Annotated in this window: 19 protein-coding genes; 18 read left to right on the forward strand and 1 reads right to left on the reverse strand. The window is 64.4% G+C overall.

The window, feature by feature from the left end:
- The 14 genes from recN to cobA all read left to right on the forward strand — a co-directional run bounded on the left by recN (position 1) and on the right by cobA (position 14,499).
- Positions 1-1,653 (forward strand): DNA repair protein RecN, encoded by a 1,653-nt coding sequence (gene recN, locus AC07WS_RS24670; RefSeq protein ID WP_494731617.1) that lies wholly within the window; start codon positions 1-3, stop codon positions 1,651-1,653.
- 2 nt (positions 1,654-1,655) lie between these two features.
- Positions 1,656-1,979: a DUF3592 domain-containing protein gene (locus tag AC07WS_RS24675; RefSeq protein WP_494731618.1), complete on the forward strand. Its 324-nt coding sequence runs from the start codon at positions 1,656-1,658 to the stop codon at positions 1,977-1,979.
- A 13-nt stretch (positions 1,980-1,992) separates the two neighbouring features.
- Positions 1,993-2,859 (forward strand): polysaccharide deacetylase family protein, encoded by an 867-nt coding sequence (locus AC07WS_RS24680; protein WP_494731619.1) that lies wholly within the window; start codon positions 1,993-1,995, stop codon positions 2,857-2,859.
- A gap of 47 nt (positions 2,860-2,906) precedes the next feature.
- Positions 2,907-4,016 carry a ferrochelatase gene (hemH, locus tag AC07WS_RS24685; RefSeq protein ID WP_494731620.1) on the forward strand — a complete coding sequence of 370 codons (1,110 nt, stop codon included), beginning with the start codon at positions 2,907-2,909 and terminating at the stop codon, positions 4,014-4,016.
- Between the two features lie 414 nt (positions 4,017-4,430).
- Positions 4,431-4,973, forward strand: a complete 543-nt coding sequence (gene grpE, locus AC07WS_RS24690; RefSeq protein WP_020700874.1) for a nucleotide exchange factor GrpE — start codon at positions 4,431-4,433, stop codon at positions 4,971-4,973.
- Positions 4,974-5,064: 91 nt separating this feature from the next.
- The gene (dnaK, locus tag AC07WS_RS24695; RefSeq protein ID WP_117014048.1) at positions 5,065-7,017 is read left to right on the forward strand and encodes a molecular chaperone DnaK; all 1,953 of its coding nucleotides are present in this window, start codon (positions 5,065-5,067) and stop codon (positions 7,015-7,017) included.
- Positions 7,018-7,139: 122 nt separating this feature from the next.
- The gene (dnaJ, locus tag AC07WS_RS24700) at positions 7,140-8,267 is read left to right on the forward strand and encodes a molecular chaperone DnaJ (protein WP_494731621.1); all 1,128 of its coding nucleotides are present in this window, start codon (positions 7,140-7,142) and stop codon (positions 8,265-8,267) included.
- 102 nt (positions 8,268-8,369) lie between these two features.
- On the forward strand, positions 8,370-9,047 hold the full coding sequence (can, locus tag AC07WS_RS24705) for a carbonate dehydratase (protein WP_494731622.1): 678 nt from the start codon (positions 8,370-8,372) through the stop codon (positions 9,045-9,047).
- Between the two features lie 102 nt (positions 9,048-9,149).
- The gene (locus tag AC07WS_RS24710; protein ID WP_494731623.1) at positions 9,150-9,773 is read left to right on the forward strand and encodes an ANTAR domain-containing response regulator; all 624 of its coding nucleotides are present in this window, start codon (positions 9,150-9,152) and stop codon (positions 9,771-9,773) included.
- Between the two features lie 385 nt (positions 9,774-10,158).
- Positions 10,159-11,331: a CmpA/NrtA family ABC transporter substrate-binding protein gene (locus AC07WS_RS24715; RefSeq protein WP_494731624.1), complete on the forward strand. Its 1,173-nt coding sequence runs from the start codon at positions 10,159-10,161 to the stop codon at positions 11,329-11,331.
- 12 nt (positions 11,332-11,343) lie between these two features.
- Positions 11,344-12,243 (forward strand): nitrate ABC transporter permease, encoded by a 900-nt coding sequence (ntrB, locus tag AC07WS_RS24720; RefSeq protein WP_494731625.1) that lies wholly within the window; start codon positions 11,344-11,346, stop codon positions 12,241-12,243.
- A gap of 12 nt (positions 12,244-12,255) precedes the next feature.
- On the forward strand, positions 12,256-13,062 hold the full coding sequence (locus tag AC07WS_RS24725; RefSeq protein WP_494731626.1) for an ABC transporter ATP-binding protein: 807 nt from the start codon (positions 12,256-12,258) through the stop codon (positions 13,060-13,062).
- Positions 13,062-13,733 carry a methyl-accepting chemotaxis protein gene (locus AC07WS_RS24730; RefSeq protein WP_494731627.1) on the forward strand — a complete coding sequence of 224 codons (672 nt, stop codon included), beginning with the start codon at positions 13,062-13,064 and terminating at the stop codon, positions 13,731-13,733. The genes AC07WS_RS24725 and AC07WS_RS24730 overlap by 1 nt, the downstream gene beginning before the upstream one ends.
- 10 nt (positions 13,734-13,743) lie before the next feature.
- Positions 13,744-14,499: a uroporphyrinogen-III C-methyltransferase gene (gene cobA, locus AC07WS_RS24735; RefSeq protein WP_494731628.1), complete on the forward strand. Its 756-nt coding sequence runs from the start codon at positions 13,744-13,746 to the stop codon at positions 14,497-14,499.
- Here the strand turns inward: cobA and AC07WS_RS24740 are convergent.
- Positions 14,489-15,421, reverse strand: coding sequence for an alpha/beta fold hydrolase (locus tag AC07WS_RS24740; protein WP_494731629.1), 933 nt, complete (start codon positions 15,419-15,421; stop codon positions 14,489-14,491). The two genes, cobA and AC07WS_RS24740, sit on opposite strands and share 11 nt — an antisense overlap.
- 342 nt (positions 15,422-15,763) lie before the next feature.
- On the opposite strand from AC07WS_RS24740, the gene AC07WS_RS24745 reads away from it, so the two are divergent.
- Genes AC07WS_RS24745 through AC07WS_RS24760 form a run of 4 tightly spaced genes read left to right on the forward strand, consistent with a single transcriptional unit; the run spans position 15,764 to position 21,181 of the window.
- Entirely contained in the window at positions 15,764-17,071 is a 1,308-nt protein-coding gene (locus AC07WS_RS24745) for an MFS transporter (protein ID WP_494731630.1), read from the forward strand.
- A gap of 9 nt (positions 17,072-17,080) precedes the next feature.
- Positions 17,081-19,612 carry a nitrite reductase large subunit NirB gene (gene nirB, locus AC07WS_RS24750; RefSeq protein WP_494731631.1) on the forward strand — a complete coding sequence of 844 codons (2,532 nt, stop codon included), beginning with the start codon at positions 17,081-17,083 and terminating at the stop codon, positions 19,610-19,612.
- Between the two features lie 10 nt (positions 19,613-19,622).
- Positions 19,623-19,970, forward strand: a complete 348-nt coding sequence (gene nirD, locus AC07WS_RS24755; RefSeq protein ID WP_494731632.1) for a nitrite reductase small subunit NirD — start codon at positions 19,623-19,625, stop codon at positions 19,968-19,970.
- Positions 19,955-21,181, forward strand: coding sequence for an NAD(P)/FAD-dependent oxidoreductase (locus AC07WS_RS24760; protein WP_494731633.1), 1,227 nt, complete (start codon positions 19,955-19,957; stop codon positions 21,179-21,181). The genes nirD and AC07WS_RS24760 overlap by 16 nt, the downstream gene beginning before the upstream one ends.
- The last annotated feature ends 12 nt before the right edge of the window (positions 21,182-21,193 follow it).

Here is a 21,193-nt window from a genome sequence, read left to right on the forward strand (position 1 = left end):
ATGCTCCGCACCCTGTCCATCCGCGATTTCGTCATCGTCGACACCATCGAACTGGAATTCTCCGCAGGCTTCACCGTCTTCACCGGCGAGACCGGCGCCGGCAAATCGATCCTGATCGACGCGCTGACGCTGGCGCTGGGCGGGCGCGGCGACGCCAGCGTGGTGCGCGAGGGCGCGGCCAAGGCCGACATCACGGCGGACTTCGCGCCCAGCGAGCAGGCGCGCGACTGGCTGGCCGCCAACGAGTTCGCGGCGGAGGAGGGCGGCGCGCTGCTGCGCCGCGTGATCGACAACGCCGGCCGCAGCAAAGCCTACATCAACGGCATCGCGGCGACGGCGGCGCAGCTGCGCGAGATCGGCGACATGCTGGTCGACATCCACGGCCAGCACGCGCACCAGTCGCTGATGAAGACCGAGGCGCAGCGCGTGCTGCTCGACGGCCAGGCCGGCGCCGGCGGCGACGTCAAGGCGGTGACGCTGGCGTACAAGGCCTGGCGCGCGCTGGCGCGGCAGCTGGAGGAGTTCGAGACCAACGCCGCCAACGTGCTGTATGAGCGCGAGCGGCTGGAGTGGCAGGTCAACGAGCTGGAAAAGCTGGCCGTCAAGCCGGGCGAGTGGGCCGAGGTGACCAATGAGCAGAGCCGCCTGTCGCACGCGGCCAGCCTGCTGGAGGGCGCGCAGGAGGCGCTGGCGGTGATCTCGGAGGCGGAGGAGCATCCCATCCTGTCGCAGCTGTCGTCGCTGAACCAGAAGCTGGGCAAGCTGGCCGGCATCGACACCGGCCTGCAGGCCATCGTCGATCTGATCGAGCCGGCGCGCATCCAGCTGCAGGAGGCCGTGTATGCGCTCAACGACTACCTGGACCGGGTCGACCTCGATCCCGCGCGGCTGCGCAGCGTGGAGGCGCGCATGGACGCGATCCATTCGGCGGCGCGCAAGTTCCGCGTCGCCGAGGAGCAGCTGCCGGAGGAACACGCCAAGCTGGCCGAGCGCCTGTCGCAAATCGCCGACGCCAGCGACATCGACGGCTTGCGCAAGCAGGAGGAAAAGCTCAAGGCCGCGTACATGGAGCAGGCGCGGCGCCTGTCCGGCACCCGCGCCACGGCGGCCCGCCAGCTGAGCGACGCCGTCACCAAGGCGATGCAGGAGCTGAACATGACGGGCGGCCGCTTCGAGGTCGCGCTCAACGCCGGCGAGCCTGGCGCGCATGGGCTGGAGCAGGTCGAGTTCCTGGTGGCCGGCCACGCCGGCGTGGCGCCTCGCTCGCTGGCCAAGGTGGCGTCGGGCGGCGAGCTGGCGCGCATCTCGCTGGCCATTTCCGTGATCACCTCGAACGCCACCACCACGCCGACGCTGATCTTCGATGAAGTCGACAGCGGCATCGGCGGCGGCGTGGCCGAGGTGGTGGGGCGCCTGCTGCGCCGCCTGGGTCAGGAGCGCCAGGTGCTGTGCGTGACGCACCTGCCGCAGGTGGCCAGCCAGGCCGGCCAGCACTTCCAGGTGGCCAAGGGCACGCTGGAAAACGGCAAGACCGCCTCGCGCATTGACGTGCTGGACGCCAAGGCCCGCGTCGAGGAAGTGGCGCGGATGCTGGGCGGCCTTGAAATCACCGCCACCACCCGCAAGCACGCGCGCGAGCTGCTGGCATCCTGACGATGCCCTGGTGGCTGCCATTGTTCATCGCCGCGCCGCTGGGATTGGCCTGGTACGGCGTGATGCTGGCGCTAAAACGGGCCAGCTTGGAGCGGGACGGCGTCGCCGCGGAGGCAACCGTCACGCGCCTGTATCAGACCGATGATGGCTGGATGGTGGATTTCAGCTACACGCCGGCGGGCGCCGCGAAGGCGATCAAATGCAGCGACAGCATCGTGTTCTATCATCCGGATCCCGGTCCCGCCGTCGGCTCCCGCGTCAAGATCCTGTATTTGCCCGCCCGGCCGCGCGCCGCATGCCTGACCATTCCCTGGGCGCCGGCCTGACTATAATAGCGGCATGACCTCTTTCAAACTCTCTTGCAAACGCGCGGCGCGACAGTTCATCCTGCTGGCCGCAGCCAGCCAATGCGCGCTGGCGACCGAACCAATCCAGCCGGCGGCCGCCGCGCCACAGGACGAAGCGGCGGCGATACGCCACCATCATTTCAAGCGCCTCAACGAGCGCCTGACCGTGGAGCCGGCGGTGCTGGAAGGCCGTTGCCGCTACGAGTCCGACATCGCCACGCCGCCGCCGCTGAACCGCGTCGCGCTGACCTTCGACGACGGCCCCACCGCGCCCGGCACCGAATACATCCTCGAGGTGCTGAAGAAGTACAAGATCCACGCGACCTTCTTCATGATCGGCGAGAAGGCGCAGCAGTATCCCGAGCTGGTGGCCAAGGTGCGCGCGGCCGGGCATGACGTGGTGGCCAACCATTCGTGGAGCCATCCCAACTTCCACGACATCGACGCCGCCCGCCAGGCCGGCGAAGTGCTGCGCACCGACAGCCTGACCGGCGCGGACGGCCCCAAGTTGTTCCGCTACCCCTACGGCAATTCGACCTGCGAGACCAACCAGCTGGTGCGCGAGCATGGCTACAAGATCGTCGGCTGGCATATCGATTCCTGCGACTGGGCCTACGACCGCACCGGCGCCATCGACGCGCGCGAGGCGATTTCCTGCGGCGTGCCGCATCAGTTCCAGAGCGATTACGTGGGCCACGTGCTGGCCGCCGCCAGGGCGCGCCGGGGCGGCATCATCCTGATGCACGAGATCCACCCGAACACGCTCAAGAGCCTGGACACCATCGTGGCCGGCCTGCTGGCGGGCGGTTTCGAATTCGGCATGGTCACCGACGCCGATTTCCAACCATCGCTGCGCTAGGCTATCTATAATGGCAAGCTGTCCTATACACGCTGCCATCGGCCGACATGACCTTCCTAAAAGAACCTCCCCACAAGCACGGCACCGTTGGCCGTAGCGCCATCGTGCTGGTCAACCTGGGCACGCCCGACGCGCCCACCCGTCCGGCGGTGCGGCGCTACCTGAAGGAGTTCCTGTCCGATCCGCGCGTGGTGGAGATTCCGCGCGCAGTCTGGTGGTTCATCCTCAACCTGATCATCCTGCCGTTCCGCTCCGGCCAGTCGGCCAAAAAATACGCGTCGATCTGGACCCGCGACGGCTCGCCGCTGAAGGTGCACACCGCCGCCCAGGCGCTGCTGCTGCTCGGCGCGCTCGGCGAACGCGGCCACCAGAACCTGACCGTGGCCATGGCCATGCGCTACGGCTCGCCGTCGCTGCCCGAGGTGCTGGCCAAGCTCAAGGCCGACGGCGTCGAGCGCATCGCCGTGCTGCCCGCCTATCCGCAGTATTCCGGCACCACCACCGGCTCCATCTACGACGCCGTGTTCGACCACTACCGCGCGGTGCGCAACATCCCCGAGCTGCGCTTCGTGCGCAACTACCACGACCACGACGGCTACATCCGCGCGCTGCGCCAGTCGGTGCAGGCGCACTGGGACGCCCACGGCCGGCCGGACAAGCTGGTGCTGAGCTTTCACGGCGTGCCCAAGCGCACGCTGCTGCTGGGCGACCCCTACCACTGCGAATGCCTGAAGACCGCGCGCCTGCTGGCCGCCGCGCTGAAGCTGACGCCGGACCAGTACGTGGTCACCTTCCAGTCGCGCTTCGGCAAGGCCGAGTGGCTGCAGCCCTACACCGCGCCCACCGTGGCCCAGCTGGCGCGCGACGGCGTCCGGCGCGTGGACGTGCTGTGCCCCGGCTTCACCAGCGACTGCCTGGAGACGCTGGAGGAAATCGCGATGGAGGTGCGGCACGACTTCGAGCAGGCCGGCGGCAAGGATTTCCACTACATCCCCTGCCTGAACGAAACCCCGGCCTGGATCGCCGCGCTGGCGGAAATTGCCGAACAGCACATGATCGGCTGGCCGACCCAGCTGGCGCCGGCCCAGCACGATGAATTAAGGAAAGACGCGGAAACCGGCCGCGCAGCCGCCCTCAAACTGGGCGCCGCCGACTGAAAAGAGGCAATCTCGCCACAACTCCGTCCCCACGTCGTCATCAGCACTTGCGGGTGACGAGTGCCAGCCTGTTAAAATAGCCGGCTGAAGGGATCCGCGGCGTAGCATATCCATGCCGTCGCCAGGACGATGTACACCAGGATGGATGCTGCGATCAGTGGCAACTTCATGATGAATGCGCTCCCTGAAAACCTGCCGCGATGGTTGTCTTTAGTTCATCTTAGACGCTGCGCTGCAAAATTGTAGAGCCTGCACAGACGAAGTTTTGTAACGCTTGATACATCAGGCCGTTTGCGGGGCAGCGGCGGAAAATGGCGCTCGGAATAACCCTTGAAAACGTAGGATATCGCCCCATTTGCTGCTGGTGCAGTATGAAAAGTAATGTCAAACAAATACGATAGTAGGAGTCTATAGATGCAAGATCAGGAAAACCAAGCCGTACCTAATCCAGAGGCGGCAGCTGCCGCTGCGTCGGCCCCGCCATCGAATCCTGACCAGCCTACGCTGGAGGAACAGCTGTCGGCCACCGAAGCGAAACTGGCCGAGATGCACGACGCCTTCATGCGCGCCAAGGCCGACGGCGAAAACATCCGTCGCCGCGCCCAGGAAGATGTGGCCAAGGCCCACAAATTCGCCGTCGAGAGCTTCGCCGAAGCCATGGTGCCGGTCAAGGACAGCCTGGAAATGGCGCTCAAGGTGGAAACCCCGTCGATCGAATCGCTGAAGGAGGGCGTGGAAATGACGCTCAAGCAGCTGTCGTCGGCGTTCGAGAAGAACCGTCTGCTGGAAATCTTGCCGGCCCAAGGCGAGAAGCTGGACCCGAACAAGCACCAGGCGGTCGCCGTGGTGCCTGCCGACCAGGAAGCCAATACGGTAGTTTCCGTACTGCAAAAGGGCTATATGATCGCGGATCGCCTGCTGCGTCCCGCCATCGTGACTGCGGCGCAGGCAAAGTAATTTGCGGATTCGCCGAACTAAGCACTTGAAAACATAAAGCTTTTCCACATATTAGTACCATCTGAACTTTAGCAAATAAGGAAGAAAAATCATGGGTAGAATTATCGGTATCGATCTGGGAACCACGAATTCCTGCGTTTCCATCATGGAAAACGGTCAGCCAAAGGTAATCGAAAACGCCGAAGGCGCGCGTACGACGCCCTCGATCATTGCTTACCAAGAAGATGGTGAAATCCTGGTCGGTTCGCCGGCCAAGCGCCAGGCGGTGACCAATCCGAAAAACACGCTGTTCGCCGTCAAGCGCCTCATCGGCCGCAAGTTCGACGAAAAAGAAGTGCAGAAGGACATCGGCCTGATGCCTTACTCGATCATGAAAGCCGACAACGGCGACGCATGGATCGGCGTACGCGACAAGAAACTGGCTCCGCCGCAAATCTCGGCCGAAGTGCTGCGCAAGATGAAGAAGACGGCGGAAGACTACCTCGGCGAGGAAGTCACCGAGGCGGTCATCACCGTGCCTGCGTACTTCAACGACTCGCAGCGTCAGGCCACCAAGGACGCCGGCCGCATCGCCGGCCTGGACGTCAAGCGCATCATCAACGAACCGACCGCTGCCGCGCTGGCTTTCGGCCTGGACAAGACCGACAAGGGCGACCGCAAGATCGCCGTGTATGACCTGGGCGGCGGTACCTTCGACGTGTCGATCATCGAGATCGCCGACGTCGATGGCGAAAAACAATTCGAAGTGCTGTCGACCAACGGCGACACCTTCCTGGGCGGCGAAGACTTCGACCAGCGCATCATCGATTACATCATCGACGAGTTCAAGAAGATCAACGGCCTGGACCTGAAAAAAGATCCGATCGCCCTGCAGCGCATCAAGGCCTCGGCCGAGCGCGCGAAGATCGAACTGTCGTCGTCGCAGCAGACCGAGATCAACGAGCCGTACATCGCCATGGCGAACGGCGCGCCGGTCCACCTGACCCTGAAGATGACCCGCGCCAAGCTGGAATCGCTGGTGGAAGAGCTGATCAACGCCACCATCGAGCCATGCCGCACCGCGATCAAGGACGCCGGCGTCAAGGTCTCCGACATCGACGACATCATCCTGGTCGGCGGCATGACCCGCATGCCCAAGGTGCAGGAAAAGGTCAAGGAGTTCTTCGGCAAGGACCCGCGCAAGGACGTGAACCCGGACGAAGCCGTCGCTGTCGGCGCCGCGATCCAGGGCTCCGTGCTGTCGGGCGAGCGCAAGGACTTGCTGCTGCTGGACGTGACCCCTCTGTCGCTGGGTATCGAAACCCTGGGTGGCGTGATGACCAAGATGATCCACAAGAACACCACGATTCCTACCAAGTTCTCGCAAGTGTTCTCGACCGCCGACGACAACCAGCCTGCGGTGACCATCAAGGTCTACCAGGGCGAGCGTGAAATCGCGGCCGGCAACAAGGGCCTGGGCGAATTCAATCTGGAAGGCATCCCGCCGGCAGCACGCGGCACGCCACAGATCGAAGTGACCTTCGACATCGACGCCAACGGCATTCTGCACGTCGGCGCGAAAGACAAGGCCACCGGCAAAGAGAACAAGATCACGATCAAGGCCAACTCCGGCCTGACCGAAGCCGAGATCCAGAAGATGGTGAAGGACGCCGAAGTCAACGCCGAGGAAGACAAGAAAGTGAAGGAGCTGGCCGAGTCGCGCAACCAGGCCGACGCGCTGGTGCACTCGACCCGCAAGTCGCTGACCGAATACGGCGACAAGCTGGAAGCGGGCGAGAAGGAAAAGATCGAAGCGGCGATCACCGACCTGGAAGGTTCGATCAAGGCCGGCGACAAGGCCGAGATCGACGCCAAGGTGGCCGCGCTGTCGACCGCTTCGCAGAAGCTGGGCGAGAAGATGTACGCTGACATGCAGGCGCAGCAAGCTGCGGCCGGCGGCGGCGCCGAAGGCGGCGCAGGCCACCAGGGCGCGGGCGCCGAGCAGGCCAAGCCGCAGGACGACGTGGTCGACGCCGACTTCAAAGAAGTCAAAGACAGCAAGTAATCCGGCGTCATTCCCGCTTGCGCGGGAACGACCAGCCGAGCCGTGCGGCCGTGCAAACGGCACCGGCTCGGCTTTTTAGCATAAACAGTACATCAGTATAAATACAGCAAGGTGCCGACAATATGGCAAAGCGAGATTTCTACGAGACACTTGGTGTCGCCAAAAACGCGTCGGAAGACGAGATCAAGAAGTCGTATCGCAAACTGGCGATGAAATACCATCCGGACCGCAATCCGGATAGCAAAGAGTCGGAAGAAAAATTCAAGGAAGTCAAAGAAGCCTACGAGATGCTGACCAATCCGGAGAAGCGCGAGGCGTATGACCGCTACGGCCACGCCGGCGTCGATCCGAACATGGGCGGCGGTGGCGGCTTCGGCGGCGGCGCCGGCGGTTTCGGCGACGCCTTCGGCGACATCTTCGGCGACATCTTCGGTGGCGGCCGCGGCCGCAGCCAGGGCCCGCAGGTGTACCGCGGCGCCGACCTGCGCTACAACCTGGAGATCACGCTGGAACAGGCCGCGCACGGCTTCGACACCACCATCCGCGTGCCGTCCTGGGACAAGTGCGACACCTGCCACGGCTCGGGCGCCAAGCCCGGCACGTCGCCGGTCACGTGCTCGACCTGCGCCGGCCACGGCCAGGTGCGCATGCAGCAGGGCTTCTTCAGCATCCAGCAGACCTGCCCGAAGTGCCACGGCACCGGCAAGATCATTCCCGAGCCATGCGCGGCATGCTCGGGCCAGGGCCGCATCAAGCGCAACAAGACGCTGGAGGTGAAGATCCCGGTCGGCATCGACAACGGCATGCGCATCCGCTCGTCCGGCAACGGCGAGCCGGGCACCAACGGCGGGCCGTCGGGCGATCTGTATGTGGAGATCCACATCAAGCCGCACTCGGTGTTCCAGCGCGAGGGCGACGACCTGCATTGCGAGATGCCGATCTCCTTCGCCAAGGCGGCGCTGGGCGGCGACATCGAGGTGCCGACATTGTCTGGTAAAGTGTCGTTCACGATCCCCGAAGGCACCCAGTCGGGCAAGACCTTCCGCCTCAAGGGCAAGGGCATCAAGGGCGTGCGTTCCGGCTTCGCTGGCGACCTGTTCTGCCACGTGGCGGTCGAGACCCCGGTCAAGCTGACCGAGAAGCAAAAGGACATGCTGCGCGATTTCGAAAAGCTCACCACCGAGGGCGGCGCCAAGCACAGCCCGCAAAGCAAGACCTGGCGCGACAAGGTGAAGGATTTTTTTGAGTAAGCGAGTTGAGTAACTGCGACGTCACGCAGTCTTGGTAATATCGGGCCGCCGCGCCACCTTTTCGGGTGGACCGGCGGTCTTCTTATGTACGAGAGGAGCATCATGAGTGATCTGGACACCAGCAATTCCCCGTTGAGCAACCTGCTGGACAACAACCGCCGCTGGGCCGAATCGGAGGTCGAGCGCGATCCCGACTTCTTCAACCGCCTGGCGCAGCAAGCCTCGCCGGAATACCTGTGGATAGGCTGCTCGGACAGCCGGGTGCCGGCGAACGAGCTGCTGGGCTTGGCGCCTGGCGACGTCTTCGTCCACCGCAACATCGCCAACGTGGTGGTGCACTCGGACCTGAACGCGCTGTCGGTGCTGCAGTTCGCCATCGACGTGTTGAAGGTCAAGCACGTGATCATCGTCGGCCACTACGGCTGCAAGGGCGTGCACGCGGCGATGACGGGCACCCGCGTCGGCCTGGCCGACAACTGGCTGCGCCACGTGCAGGACGTGCACCAGAAGCACGAGCGCTACCTGGGCGATGTGCTGACCAGCAAGCTGCGCGCGGAACGCATGTGCGAGCTCAACGTGGTCGAACAGGTGTCCAACGTCTGCCAGACCACCATCGTGCAGGACGCGTGGGACCGCGGCCAGAACGTCACGGTGCACGGCTGGGTCTACGGCCTGAAGGACGGCAAGCTGCACGACCTGGAGATGACCGTCGCAGCCGCCCACGAGCTGGCGCCGCGCGTGGCCAAGCGCCTGGGGGTGTACGAGGCGGAACTGAGCTGATCTTCGTTGCCGCTGGCGGAGAGGCTGCTTTGTGCCGTAGAATGGATTGATTCTTGCTTGCAGTAAGGCCATGAACTCTCTTCCATACTCCGCATGACGACCATGAAACATTTACGTATCGTGGTCGTCAACACCATCATCCACGCCGGCGACGAGGATGACGAAGCGCTGCGCGCGCAGGCCGAGCGGGCCCGCGCGCTGCGCATCGGCCTGCTGGAGGCGGGCTACGACATCGTCGCCTCGCTGCCGCCCGATATGTACCTGCCCGAGCGCATCGCCCAGCTGCAGCCGGACATGATCATCGTCGACGCCGAATCCGATGCGCGCGACGTGCTGGAACACATCGTCATCGCCACCCGCGACGAGCGCCGCCCCATCGTCATGTTCACCGAGAGCGACGACACCGAGAGCATGGAGGCCGCCATGGCGGCCGGCGTGTCGGCCTATATCGTGGCCGGCCTGCAGAGCGACCGCATCAAGCCGGTGCTGCAGGTGGCGCTGGCGCGCTTCAAACGCGAGCAGAAGCTGCTGGACGAACTGTCCGACACCAAGAGCAAGCTGGCCGAGCGCAAGATCATCGAACGCGCCAAGGGCCTGTTGATGGAGCGCCAACGTTTCAGCGAAGAGCAGGCCTACCAAAAGCTGCGCAACATGGCCATGAGCAAGAACCTCAAGCTGTCCGAGGTGGCCCAGCGCATCATCGACGTCGAAGATCTATTGGGCTGACGCCCGTCCAAAATGATGCACCGCGCAATCGCGGTGCGTTTTCTGCGCCATCACACAGCGCCGCCATCCTCCCGATTCCCCGCTCTTTCCTCTGCAAACTTGCTGGCATGGACATTGCATAGCCTGTAAGCAAGCGCAACGATGCGCTTGATGTACCTCGCCAACGGCGGTGAGGTCCACCAGACAACGACGTCTACACACGTGAATCCGTTCACGCTGGGTAGACTTTTTTTTTGCCGTTTTGTTCTGCTGACTACTTGAGGGATTTGCGATGGAATACGAAAAAAAGCCACGAGCAGGGAACGACCTGCCATCCGATGCGAACGTTGTGAACACCAAGCGTCGGCAAATCATTCATGGCGCAGGTCTTGTAGCGGGGGGAAGCATGTTGGGATTGGCAACGGGTGGGGTGTGGGCGGCGGGTTCGGACAAGCCGGAGAAGGAAGAAATCAAGATCGGCTTCATTCCGCTGACCGACTGCGCGTCGGTGGTGATGGCCTCGGTGCTGGGCTTCGACAAGAAGTACGGCGTCAAGTTCGTGCTGAGCAAGGAGGCCTCCTGGGCCGGCGTGCGCGACAAGCTGGCCAACGGCGACCTCGACGCGGCCCATGTGCTGTATGGCCTGCTGTACGGCGTGCAGATGGGCATCGGCGGCCAGAAGAAGGACATGGCGGTGCTCATGGGCCTGAACAACAACGGCCAGGCCATCACGCTGTCGAAGAAGCTGGCCGACAAGGGCGCCATCGACGGCTCGTCGCTGGCCAAGCTGATGCAGACCGACAAGCGCGAATACACCTTCGCCCAGACCTTCCCGACCGGCACCCACGCGATGTGGCTGTACTACTGGCTGGCCGCCAACGGCATCAACCCGATGAAGGACGCCAAGGTCATCACCGTGCCGCCGCCGCAGATGGTGGCCAATATGCGGGTCGGGAACATGGACGGCTTCTGCGTGGGCGAGCCGTGGGGCCACCGCGCCATCATGGACGGCGTGGGCATCACCGCCACCACCACCCAGGACATCTGGAAGGACCACCCGGAGAAGGTGCTCGGCTCGACGCTGGAATTCGCGAAAAAATATCCGAACACCTGCCGCGCGATGATGGCCGCCATCCTGGACGCCGGCAAATGGATCGATGCCTCGCTGGCCAACAAGAACAAGATGGCCGAGGTGATCGCCGACAAATCCTACGTCAACACCAGCAAGGATGCGATCGACCAGCGCATCATGGGCCGCTACCAGAATGGCCTGGGCAAGACCTGGGACGACCAGAACTACATGAAGTTCTACAACGACGGCGCGGTTAACTTCCCGTATCTGTCGGACGGCATGTGGTTCATGACGCAGCACCGCCGCTGGGGCCTGCTGAAGGACGATCCGGACTACCTGGCCGTGGCCACCTCGGTCAACCAGATCGATTTGTACAAGGACGCCGCGGCGATGACCAAGACACCGGTGCCGAAAAGCCCGCTGCGCACGTCGAAGATGATGGATGGTTCCGTGTGGGACGGCAAGAACCCGAAAGCGTTCGCCGCCTCGTTCAAGATCAAAGCCTGATGAGGGAATGCCATGAACGCCATGCTCCAACCTGAAAGCGCCGCACCAGTACCGGCAGCCGCACCGGCGCCGGCCGCGGTACGCCGTCCCCGCCGTCCGCTGGCGGCCAACACTGCGGCGCGCACGCGGCAGAAAGTGTCCGCCACCGCGATGAAGATCGTCGCGCCGTTGCTGGGCGCCGCGCTGCTGGTGCTGGTCTGGCAGATCATCACCATCAAGAACAGCAGCTTCCCCACGCCGCTGGTGACCCTGCAGGAAGCGGTCAAGCTGTTCTCCGATCCGTTCTACAGCAAAAGCCCGAACGACCAGGGCATAGGCTGGAACGTGCTCGCGTCGCTGCAGCGCGTGGCGGTGGGCTTCGGGCTGGCGGCGCTGGTCGGCATCCCGCTGGGCTTTTTGATCGGCCGCGTGCAGTTCGTCGGCAGCATGTTCGGGCCGATCATCAGTTTGCTCAAGCCGGTGTCGCCGCTGGCCTGGCTGCCTATCGGCCTGCTGGTGTTCAAGTCCGCCAACCCGGCCGCCATCTGGTCGATCTTCATCTGCTCGATCTGGCCGATGATCATCAACACCGCCGTCGGCGTGCAGCGCGTGCCGCAGGATTACATGAACGTGGCGCGGGTGCTCAACCTGACGGAGTGGAAGGTGCTGACCAAGATCCTGCTGCCGTCCGCGCTGCCCTACATCCTGACCGGCGTGCGGCTGTCGATCGGCACCGCGTGGCTGGTGATCGTCGCGGCCGAGATGCTGACCGGCGGCGTGGGCATCGGCTTCTGGGTGTGGGACGAGTGGAACAACCTCAATGTCCCGCACATCATCATCGCCATCGTCGCCATCGGCGTGGTCGGGCTGCTGCTGGAGCAGGCGCTGATGGCGCTGGCCCGCGCCTTCACCTACGAACAAGTATCCAACTAAAGGAGCGCGATCATGGACGAGCCAAAATTCATCGATATCGAAGGCGTGGAGATGGTGTTCCACACCCGGAAGGGCGTATTCCACGCGCTGCGCGAGATCGACCTGACGGTGCGCAAGGGAGAGTTCATCACGCTGATCGGCCACTCGGGCTGCGGCAAGTCGACCTTGCTGAACCTGATCGCCGGCCTGCTCAAGCCCACCGACGGCGTGCTGTTGTGCGCCAACCGCGAGATCGCCGGGCCGTCGCCGGAGCGCTCGGTGGTGTTCCAGAACCATTCGTTGCTGCCCTGGCTGACCTGCTACGAGAACATACACCTCGGCGTGGAGCGCGTGTTCGGCAAGACCGAAACGCGCAGCCAGCTGCGCGAGCGCACCTTGCAGGCCCTGGCGCTGGTCGGGTTGACGGCGGCGGAGTCCAAGCGTCCGCACGAGATCTCGGGAGGCATGAAGCAGCGCGTCGGCATCGCCCGCGCGCTGGCGATGGAGCCGAAAGTGCTGCTGATGGACGAACCCTTCGGCGCGCTCGACGCGTTGACGCGCGCGCACCTGCAGGACGAGCTGCTGAAGATCGTCGCCGCCACCAAGTCGACCGTGGTGATGGTCACGCACGATGTGGACGAGGCGGTGCTGCTGTCCGACCGCATCGTCATGATGACCAACGGCCCGGCCGCCACCATCGGCGAGATCGTCGACGTGCGGCTGGACCGTCCGCGCGACCGCGTGGCGCTGGCGCAGGATGCGCGCTACGGCGAGTACCGCACGGCGGTGCTGGAGTTCCTGTACCGCAAACAGGCGCATCCCGCGAAGGAAGCCGCTTGATGGATATGATCACGCCCCCGCTGGCGCCGGAGAGCGCCGCCAACAAAGCGCTGACCGGTGAAGTGTTCGGCGCGTTGATCAATCTGTCGGGCCGCCGGCGCTTCACGTCGCAGCGCATCGTGCTGTATGCGCTGCTGGCGTCGCAGGGGCAGGAGGATGGCGCCGCCATCGCGCAGGAGGCGCTGGCGCTGTTCCGTGGCGCCCACAAGTCCCTGCTGGCCGAGAAGGATGGTTTGCCGGGCGTGTTCTGTCCCGAGCTGCACGAGGCCTATTTCGGCAAGCTCGATGGCGACCGGCAGATCGCTGCTTTTGCGGATCTGGGCGAGCGCACCTTGAAGGCGATCGCGCTGGGATCGCCGCGGACGGCGGAACTGTTGGCGGAACTGGTGCGCATCACCACGCCCACGCTGGCGATCCTCAACACCATCACCAGCATCTACGAGGAGCAGGCGAAGAAGAACGCCCGCATGGTGCGCAAGCAGCTGCGCGGCGTGATCACCGATATCGAAACCATCAACCGCCAGGCGCGCATGGTGGCCTTCAATGCGCGCATCGTCGCGGCGAGGGCGGGGCACGCGGGCAAGGAATTCTCGGTGGTGGCGGGCGTGCTGTCCAATATCACAGGCGAGATCGACGAAATGGTCAGCGCGGCGCTGGCCGCGGCAGGATAAGGAGAACAGCATGAGCAGCGTAACCCTGGTGGGCGCCGGTCCCGGCGATCCGGAACTGTTGACGTTAAAGGCCGTCCGCGCCATCGAGCGCGCCGACGTGGTGCTGATCGACGACCTGGTCAATCCGGAGATACTCAGCTTCGCGCCATCGACGGCGCGGGTGATCCAGGTCGGCAAGCGAGGCGGCTGCGCGTCCACGCCGCAGGAATTCATCGAGCGTTTGATGATCGCCGAAGCGCGCGCGGGCAATCGCGTGGTGCGGCTCAAGGGCGGCGATCCTTATATGTTCGGCCGGGGCGGCGAGGAGCGGGCATCGCTGCGCGCGCACGGCATCGAGGTCGATGTGGTGCCGGGCATCAGCAGCGGCCTGGCCGCGCCGACCAGCATCGGCATCCCGCTGACGCACCGTTCCTGGAGCCAGGGCGTGACCTTCGTCACCGGGCATGGCAAGGATGCGGAATCCGAGCCCGAATGGAAGGCGCTGGCGCAGAGTGGCCTGACGCTGGTGATCTACATGGGCGTGGCGCGCGTGGACGCGATCCAGGCCGGCCTGCTGGCGGGCGGCGCGGCGGCCGACACGCCGGTGGCGGTGGTGCAGTCGGCCACGCGCGACAACCAGCGCCAGTTGATCACCACCCTGGGCCAGCTGCCGCAGGCGCTGCGCGACAGCGGCCTGGGTAGCCCGAGCATCATCGTCGTCGGCGACGTGGTGCGCTGCGCGGATGACTGGCAGGCCCTGGTCGAACCTGTGCGCGCTAGCGCTTGACGCCTGACCTGAACCACTCCGCCAGGGCGCCGACGAAGTCCTGCAGGTTGGCCTTGTCCGGTGCTTGCAGCGTGTGGCCGGCGCCAGGGTATTCGATGAAGGTGAACTTCTTTTCCGGATGGCCGGCGAAGTAGTCCCGCAAGGCCCGTCCTGATTCGATGGCTTCGCTCTCGTCCTTCTCGCCCATGGCGGCGATGATCGGCATATCCAGTTGCGCGTAGATAGGCAAGGGATCGTAGAACAGGTGCGAACTCCAGTAGCGATAAGGATGGCCGAAGAACGACTTGCCCAGGCTTTGCGGATCGGCCTTGATCGCGGCGAAGGTGTTCAGGAAGATCTCACGCGAAAAAGGCGATGCGTAAGGCGGCACGCCGCGCCCGGCGAAGATCAGGAAGCTCTGGCTTTGCGGCAGGCCGCCACTGCCCCCTGTGGCGAGCCAGCCTATCTTGGGGCTCCGCAGCGCCACGATGGGCGCCACTGCGCCGCCTTCGGAGAAGCCCAGTATCGCCAGGCTGCGCGCACCCATGGCCTTCAACCTCGGCTCCTGCTCAATGAACGCCAGGGTATCGCTTACCCTTTGCTCCAAGGTGTCCGCCTCGTTGTAGGCATCGGAGCATGCCTTGCCGTCCGCTCCTTTTTGGATGCCGATCTTTTCAAGGAAGTAGACATCCGCCTGCGCCGGATAGCGCTCGAAGAAGAACGGCACCCTGCTGCCGAAGTCTTTGCAGCCCGACCCGCTGAGCAGCACGATAGGCGTCGCTGGCCCGTTGTTCGGGGCATCGTGCAGATGATAGTAGAGGCGTGCCTGTCCATCGATCTGGATCGTCGTCTCATCCAGTACGCGGGCGGCAAACGCGGATGTGGCCAGAAGGGCAGCAATGGCCGCCAGTGCTGTGCTGCGAAGAATTGCGCGTGGGTTCATGGCCGCCAGCATAAGCCTGCATTGAAATATCGTCAACAAACCGCCGGCGCTATGGAACGCTGGCGCGCACCGTCAGCGCGCACCGATAGCGTGCAATCGTGCACCGCAACATGGCGTCGCGGCGGCGCAATCCCGGCCCGCCGCGGCCTTCTCCCCCTGTAAACACGTGGCGAACGGCCTGGCACAGCTCTTGCAATAGAAAGGCTAAGGGATCAACGGCGATCCCCCCGAATACATCAGCTGACCCAATGACGGGTTGGCAGGACAACGGCGTCCGCCCAACCCGGTCTTAGGTGACCTTGGTTGCGCGGGCGCCTTTTTGTTTTCTGAACGGGATAAAAAATGGCCACCAAAGCTACCAGTATCAAGCTCTTTTCGATCTCCTCGCCGCAGATGCGGGCGTTCCACCTGACCTGGATGGCGTTCTTCGTCTGCTTCTTCGCGTGGTTCGCCTGCGCGCCGCTGATGCCGGTGATTAAAGGGGAATTCGGCCTGAGCGTCGCGCAGATCGCCAACATCAATATCGCCGCAGTCGCCATCACCATCCTCGTGCGGCTGGTGGTCGGCCCGCTGTGCGACCATTTCGGCCCGCGCAAAACCTATACCGGCCTGCTGCTGCTCGGCTCCATCCCGGTGATCGGCGTCGCCTTCGCGCAGAGCTATGAGAGCTTCCTGTTCTTCCGCCTCGGGATCGGCGCGGCCGGCGCCAGCTTCGTCATCACGCAGTACCACACCTCGGTGATGTTCGCACCTAAAGTGGTGGGCACCGCCAACGCCGCCGCCGCAGGCTGGGGCAACGCGGGCGGCGGCGTGGCGCAAGCGACCATGCCGCTGCTGATGACCGCCATGATCATGCTGGGCGTGAGCGAAACCTACGGCTGGCGCGCCGCCCTGATCGTGCCGGGCGTCCTGATGATCATCATGGCCGGTGTCTACTACCGCTTTACGCAGGACTGCCCGCAAGGGAACTTCACCGAACTGCGCGCAGCCGGCATCGCCATCGACGGCGGCGCAAAAAAAGGCGGCTGGGAGAGCTTCAAGCTGGCATCGATCAACTACCGCGTATGGATGCTGTTCATCACCTACGGCGCCTGCTTCGGCATCGAGATCTTCATCCACAACATCGCCGCGATCTACTACGTCGACCACTTCAAACTGACGTTGCCGCAGGCCGGCATGGCGGCGGGCAGCTTCGGCCTGCTGGCATTGTTCGCCCGTGCGCTGGGCGGTTGGGTGTCGGACAAATTCGCCGCCGCCGGCAACCTGAATAACCGCGTCACGCTGCTGTTCGTGCTGATGTTGGGCGAAGGCGCCGGCCTGCTGATGTTCGCCAACGCCGGCACCGCCGCGCTGGCGATCGGCGCCATGCTGGTATTCGGCCTGTTCACCCACATGGCCTGCGGCGCCACCTACGCCATCGTGCCGTTCGTCGACAAGCGCGCCCTGGGCGGCGTGGCAGGCATCATCGGCGCGGGCGGCAACGTCGGCGCCGTGGCCGCGGGCTTCCTGATGAAGGGCCTGGGCAATGTGCAGCAAACCCTGAGCATCCTGGGCATCGTTGTCGCCGCATCCGCGCTGTGCGCACTGGCCGCCCGCTTCAGCAGCAGCGCCGTCGAAGAAACCGCAACCGCCGCCAAGCTGGCCGCCTAAGAGGACATCATGAAAATTATCGTTATCGGCCACGGCATGGTTGGCCACAAATTCCTGGAAAGCCTGGCCAACAGCGGCGCCCCCAACCTGCAGGTGACGGTGCTGTGCGAAGAGCCGCGTCCCGCCTATGACCGCGTGCACCTGTCCGAATTCTTCTCCGGTAAATCGGCGGAAGACCTGTCGCTGGTGAAGCCCGGCTTCTTCGAGCGCGACGACATGGTGCTGCGCCTGAACACCCGCGCCACCCAGATCGACACCGCCGCCAAGACCGTGACCACGGCCGACGGCAATGTGCTCGACTACGACAAGCTGGTGATCGCCACCGGTTCCTTCCCGTTCGTGCCGCCGCTGCCGGGCAAGGAGCGCAAGGACTGCTTCGTCTACCGCACCATCGAAGACCTGGAAGCGATGCTCGAATGCGGCAAGCGCTCCAAGACCGGCGTCGTCATCGGCGGCGGTCTGCTGGGCCTCGAATGCGCCAAGGCGCTGCGCGACATGAACCTGGACACCCACGTGGTCGAATTCTCGCCCCGCCTTATGGCGGTGCAGGTGGACGACGGCGGCGCGCGCGTGCTGCGCCGGAAGATCGAGGAACTGGGCGTGACCGTCCACACGGGTAAAAACACCACCGCCATCGTCGACGGCGTCGACGGCACCCACCGCATGGAGTTCGCCGACGGCGGCCACCTGGACGCGGACATGATCGTGTTCTCGGCCGGCATCCGTCCGCGCGACATGCTGGCGCGCGAGAGCGGCCTGGCCATCGGCCCGCGCGGCGGCATCGAGATCAATAACAACTGCGTCACCTCCGACCCGGACGTCTACGCCATCGGCGAATGCGCGCTGTGGGGCGGCTTGATCTTCGGCCTGGTGGCGCCGGGCTACGAGATGGCGCGCGTCGCGGCCAAGCACATACTGGGCGAGGTGGCGGAATTCGCCGGCGCCGACATGAGCACCAAGCTGAAACTGATGGGCGTGGACGTGGCCAGCATCGGCGACCCGCACGGCAAGGTCGAAGGCAGCCGCTCCTACCAGTTCACCGATGAGCGCAAGCAGATCTACAAGAAGATCGTGGTCTCCGACTGCGGCAAGTACCTGCTGGGCGGCGTGATGGTGGGCGACGCCAGCGAATACGGCACGCTGCTGCAGATGATGCTGAACAAAATCGAGCTGCCGGAATCGCCGGAGTTCCTGATCCTGCCGCAGTCCGACGGCGCGGCCAAGCCTGGCCTGGGCGTGGATGCGCTGCCTGAAAGCGCGCAGATATGCTCCTGCAACGACGTGTCGAAAGGCGTGTTGTGCGGCGCGGTGGCCGGCGGCGCCACCACCATCGGCGAACTGAAAAGCTGCACCAACGCCGGCACCTCCTGCGGCGGCTGCGTGCCGCTGGTGACGCAGGTGATGAAGGCCGAGATGAAAAAGCTCGGCATGGCCGTCAACAACCATGTGTGCGAACACTTCGCCTACTCGCGCCAGGAACTGTTCCACCTGATCAAAGTGGGCCAGATCAAGAGCTTCCCCGACCTGCTGGCCAAGCATGGCAAGGGCCTGGGCTGCGACATCTGCAAACCGCTGGCCGCCAGCATCCTGGCCTCGGTGTGGAACGACTTCGTGCTGAAGAAGGAGCACGCCAGCCTGCAGGACACCAACGACTACTTCCTCGGCAATATCCAGAAGGACGGCACCTACTCGGTGGTGCCGCGCATGCCGGGCGGCGAAGTCACCGCCGATGGCTTGATCGCGGTCGGCATGGTCGCCAAGAAGTACCAGCTGTACACCAAGATCACCGGCGGCGCCCGCGTCGACCTGTTCGGCGCGCGCGTCGAGCAGCTGCCGCTGATCTGGGAGGAACTGATCGCCGCCGGCTTCGAATCCGGCCACGCCTACGGCAAGTCGCTGCGCACGGTGAAGTCCTGCGTCGGCTCCACCTGGTGCCGTTACGGCGTCGACGACTCCATCGGCCTGGCGATCGAGCTGGAAAACCGCTACAAAGGCCTGCGCACGCCGCACAAGATCAAGTTCGGCGTATCGGGCTGCACCCGCGAATGCGCCGAGGCGCAGGGCAAGGACGTCGGCGTGATCGCCACCGAAAAAGGCTGGAACCTTTACGTGTGCGGCAACGGCGGCATGAAGCCACGCCACGCCGAGCTGCTGGCGACGGACCTGGACAAGGCCACGCTGGTCAAGTACATCGACCGCTTCCTGATGTTCTACACCCGCACCGGCGACCGCCTGCAGCGCACCAGCGTGTGGCGCGAGAACCTGGAAGGCGGCCTGGATTACCTGAAGCAGGTCGTCGTCAACGACAAGCTGGGCATCGGCGCCGAACTGGAAGCCGATATGCAGCACGTGGTCGACACCTATGCATGCGAGTGGAAGGAAGCCGTCGAGAATCCTGAAACCCGCAAGCGCTTCCGCCACTTCGTCAACAGCGAGAAGGGCGACGAGAACGTGCTGTTCATGGAAGAACGCGGACAGATTCGTCCGGCCACCGTGGAAGAGCGCAAGCGCGTGATTCCGATCGCAGTCAAGGCAGCTTGAGGAGAACATTATGCATCGCGATATTCAAACCGATAACTGGATCGCCGTCTGCAACCTGGACGAGATCGTGCCCAACACCGGCGTATGCGCCCTGTTGAACAAGCAGCAGGTCGCCGTCTTCCACGTGGACGACGGCGGTGCGCGCGTGTTCGCCATCGATAACTACGATCCGAATTCCGAGGCCTCCGTGTTGTCGCGCGGCCTGGTGGGCAACCTGGGCGAGCGCATCGTGGTCGCCTCGCCGATCTACAAGCAGCACTTCGACCTGCAAACGGGCGAATGCCTGGAGGCGCCGCACCATTCGGTCGGCACCTATCCCGCCCGCATCGACGGCGGCAAAGTATGGGTCGGCCTGTGAAACCCGCGCTGGTCGTGATCGGCAACGGCATGGCCGGCATGCGCACGGTGGAGGAGTTGCACAAACTTGCGCCCGACATGTACGACATCACCGTGTTCGGCGCCGAGCCGCATGGCAACTACAACCGCATCCTGCTGTCGCCTGTTCTGGCGGGCGAGAAGAGCATGGAAGACATCATGCTCAACACGCGCGAATGGTACGTTCAGCATGGCATCACGCTGCACGCGGGCGACCCGGTCGAGCATATCGACCGCCGCAAACGCATCGTGCGCGCCCGCTCCGGGCTGGAAGTGCGCTACGACCGGCTGCTGATCGCCACCGGCTCCAAGCCCTTCATCATTCCCGTGCCGGGCCACGAGCTGCCCGGCGTGTTGGCCTTCCGCGACATCCAGGACGTGGAGAGCATGCTGGCGATGGCGCGCAATCACCGCCACGCGGTGGTGATCGGCGGCGGCCTGCTGGGCCTTGAAGCGGCCAACGGCCTCCAACGCCAAGGCATGTCCGTCACCGTGGTTCACGTGACCGACGCGCTGATGAACCAGCAGCTCGACAAGCCCGCCGCGCTGCTGCTGCAAAAGGCGCTGGAAGCGAAGGGTTTGAAGTTCATGATGAACGCGCAGACCGCCGAAATCGTCGGCCCGGATCGCGCACGCGCGGTGCGCTTCAAGGACGGCAGCGAGATCCCGGCGGACCTTGTGGTGATGACCGCCGGCGTGCGCCCCAACATCGACCTGGCCAAGTCCGCGGGCTTGCACTGCGAACGAGCCATCGTTGTCGACGACACGCTGCAAACCTACGATCCGCGCGTGTACGCCGTTGGCGAATGCGTGCAGCACCGCAGCGCCACCTTCGGCCTGGTGGCGCCGATATGGGACCAGGCGCGCGTCTGCGGAGCGCACCTGGCCGGCGCCGGTGTGCGCCGCTACGTGCAGCAGACTTCCCCGACACGCCTGAAAGTGACCGGCGTGGACCTGTACTCGGTCGGTGACTTTATCGGCGGCGAAGGCAGCGAAGACCTGGTGCTGCGCGACGCGCGGCGCGGCGTCTACAAGCGGCTGGTGCTGAAGGACGGCCGCGTGACCGGCGCCGTGCTGTATGGCGACGTCAAGGACGGCCCGTGGTACTTCAACCTGATCCAGAACCGCACCGACATTACGCCGATCCGGCAAAACCTGTTGTTTGGCGAAGCGCTTTCCGCGCGCGCCGCATGATTTGAGCGAGTA

The sequence above is a fragment of the Duganella sp. GW821-FHT01E12 genome, assembly GCF_059422325.1.

What these genes read in the sequence shown, in the direction of transcription:
- recN (WP_494731617.1), top strand. Translation starts at nt 1, where the DNA reads ATGCTCCGCACCCTGTCCATCCGCGATTTCGTCATCGTCGACACCATC.
- AC07WS_RS24675 (WP_494731618.1), top strand. Translation starts at nt 1,656, where the DNA reads ATGCCCTGGTGGCTGCCATTGTTCATCGCCGCGCCGCTGGGATTGGCC.
- AC07WS_RS24680 (WP_494731619.1), top strand. Translation starts at nt 1,993, where the DNA reads ATGACCTCTTTCAAACTCTCTTGCAAACGCGCGGCGCGACAGTTCATC.
- hemH (WP_494731620.1), top strand. Translation starts at nt 2,907, where the DNA reads ATGACCTTCCTAAAAGAACCTCCCCACAAGCACGGCACCGTTGGCCGT.
- grpE (WP_020700874.1), top strand. Translation starts at nt 4,431, where the DNA reads ATGCAAGATCAGGAAAACCAAGCCGTACCTAATCCAGAGGCGGCAGCT.
- dnaK (WP_117014048.1), top strand. Translation starts at nt 5,065, where the DNA reads ATGGGTAGAATTATCGGTATCGATCTGGGAACCACGAATTCCTGCGTT.
- dnaJ (WP_494731621.1), top strand. Translation starts at nt 7,140, where the DNA reads ATGGCAAAGCGAGATTTCTACGAGACACTTGGTGTCGCCAAAAACGCG.
- can (WP_494731622.1), top strand. Translation starts at nt 8,370, where the DNA reads ATGAGTGATCTGGACACCAGCAATTCCCCGTTGAGCAACCTGCTGGAC.
- AC07WS_RS24710 (WP_494731623.1), top strand. Translation starts at nt 9,150, where the DNA reads ATGAAACATTTACGTATCGTGGTCGTCAACACCATCATCCACGCCGGC.
- AC07WS_RS24715 (WP_494731624.1), top strand. Translation starts at nt 10,159, where the DNA reads ATGTTGGGATTGGCAACGGGTGGGGTGTGGGCGGCGGGTTCGGACAAG.
- ntrB (WP_494731625.1), top strand. Translation starts at nt 11,344, where the DNA reads ATGAACGCCATGCTCCAACCTGAAAGCGCCGCACCAGTACCGGCAGCC.
- AC07WS_RS24725 (WP_494731626.1), top strand. Translation starts at nt 12,256, where the DNA reads ATGGACGAGCCAAAATTCATCGATATCGAAGGCGTGGAGATGGTGTTC.
- AC07WS_RS24730 (WP_494731627.1), top strand. Translation starts at nt 13,062, where the DNA reads ATGGATATGATCACGCCCCCGCTGGCGCCGGAGAGCGCCGCCAACAAA.
- cobA (WP_494731628.1), top strand. Translation starts at nt 13,744, where the DNA reads ATGAGCAGCGTAACCCTGGTGGGCGCCGGTCCCGGCGATCCGGAACTG.
- AC07WS_RS24740 (WP_494731629.1), bottom strand. Translation starts at nt 15,421, where the DNA reads ATGAACCCACGCGCAATTCTTCGCAGCACAGCACTGGCGGCCATTGCT.
- AC07WS_RS24745 (WP_494731630.1), top strand. Translation starts at nt 15,764, where the DNA reads ATGGCCACCAAAGCTACCAGTATCAAGCTCTTTTCGATCTCCTCGCCG.
- nirB (WP_494731631.1), top strand. Translation starts at nt 17,081, where the DNA reads ATGAAAATTATCGTTATCGGCCACGGCATGGTTGGCCACAAATTCCTG.
- nirD (WP_494731632.1), top strand. Translation starts at nt 19,623, where the DNA reads ATGCATCGCGATATTCAAACCGATAACTGGATCGCCGTCTGCAACCTG.
- AC07WS_RS24760 (WP_494731633.1), top strand. Translation starts at nt 19,955, where the DNA reads ATGGGTCGGCCTGTGAAACCCGCGCTGGTCGTGATCGGCAACGGCATG.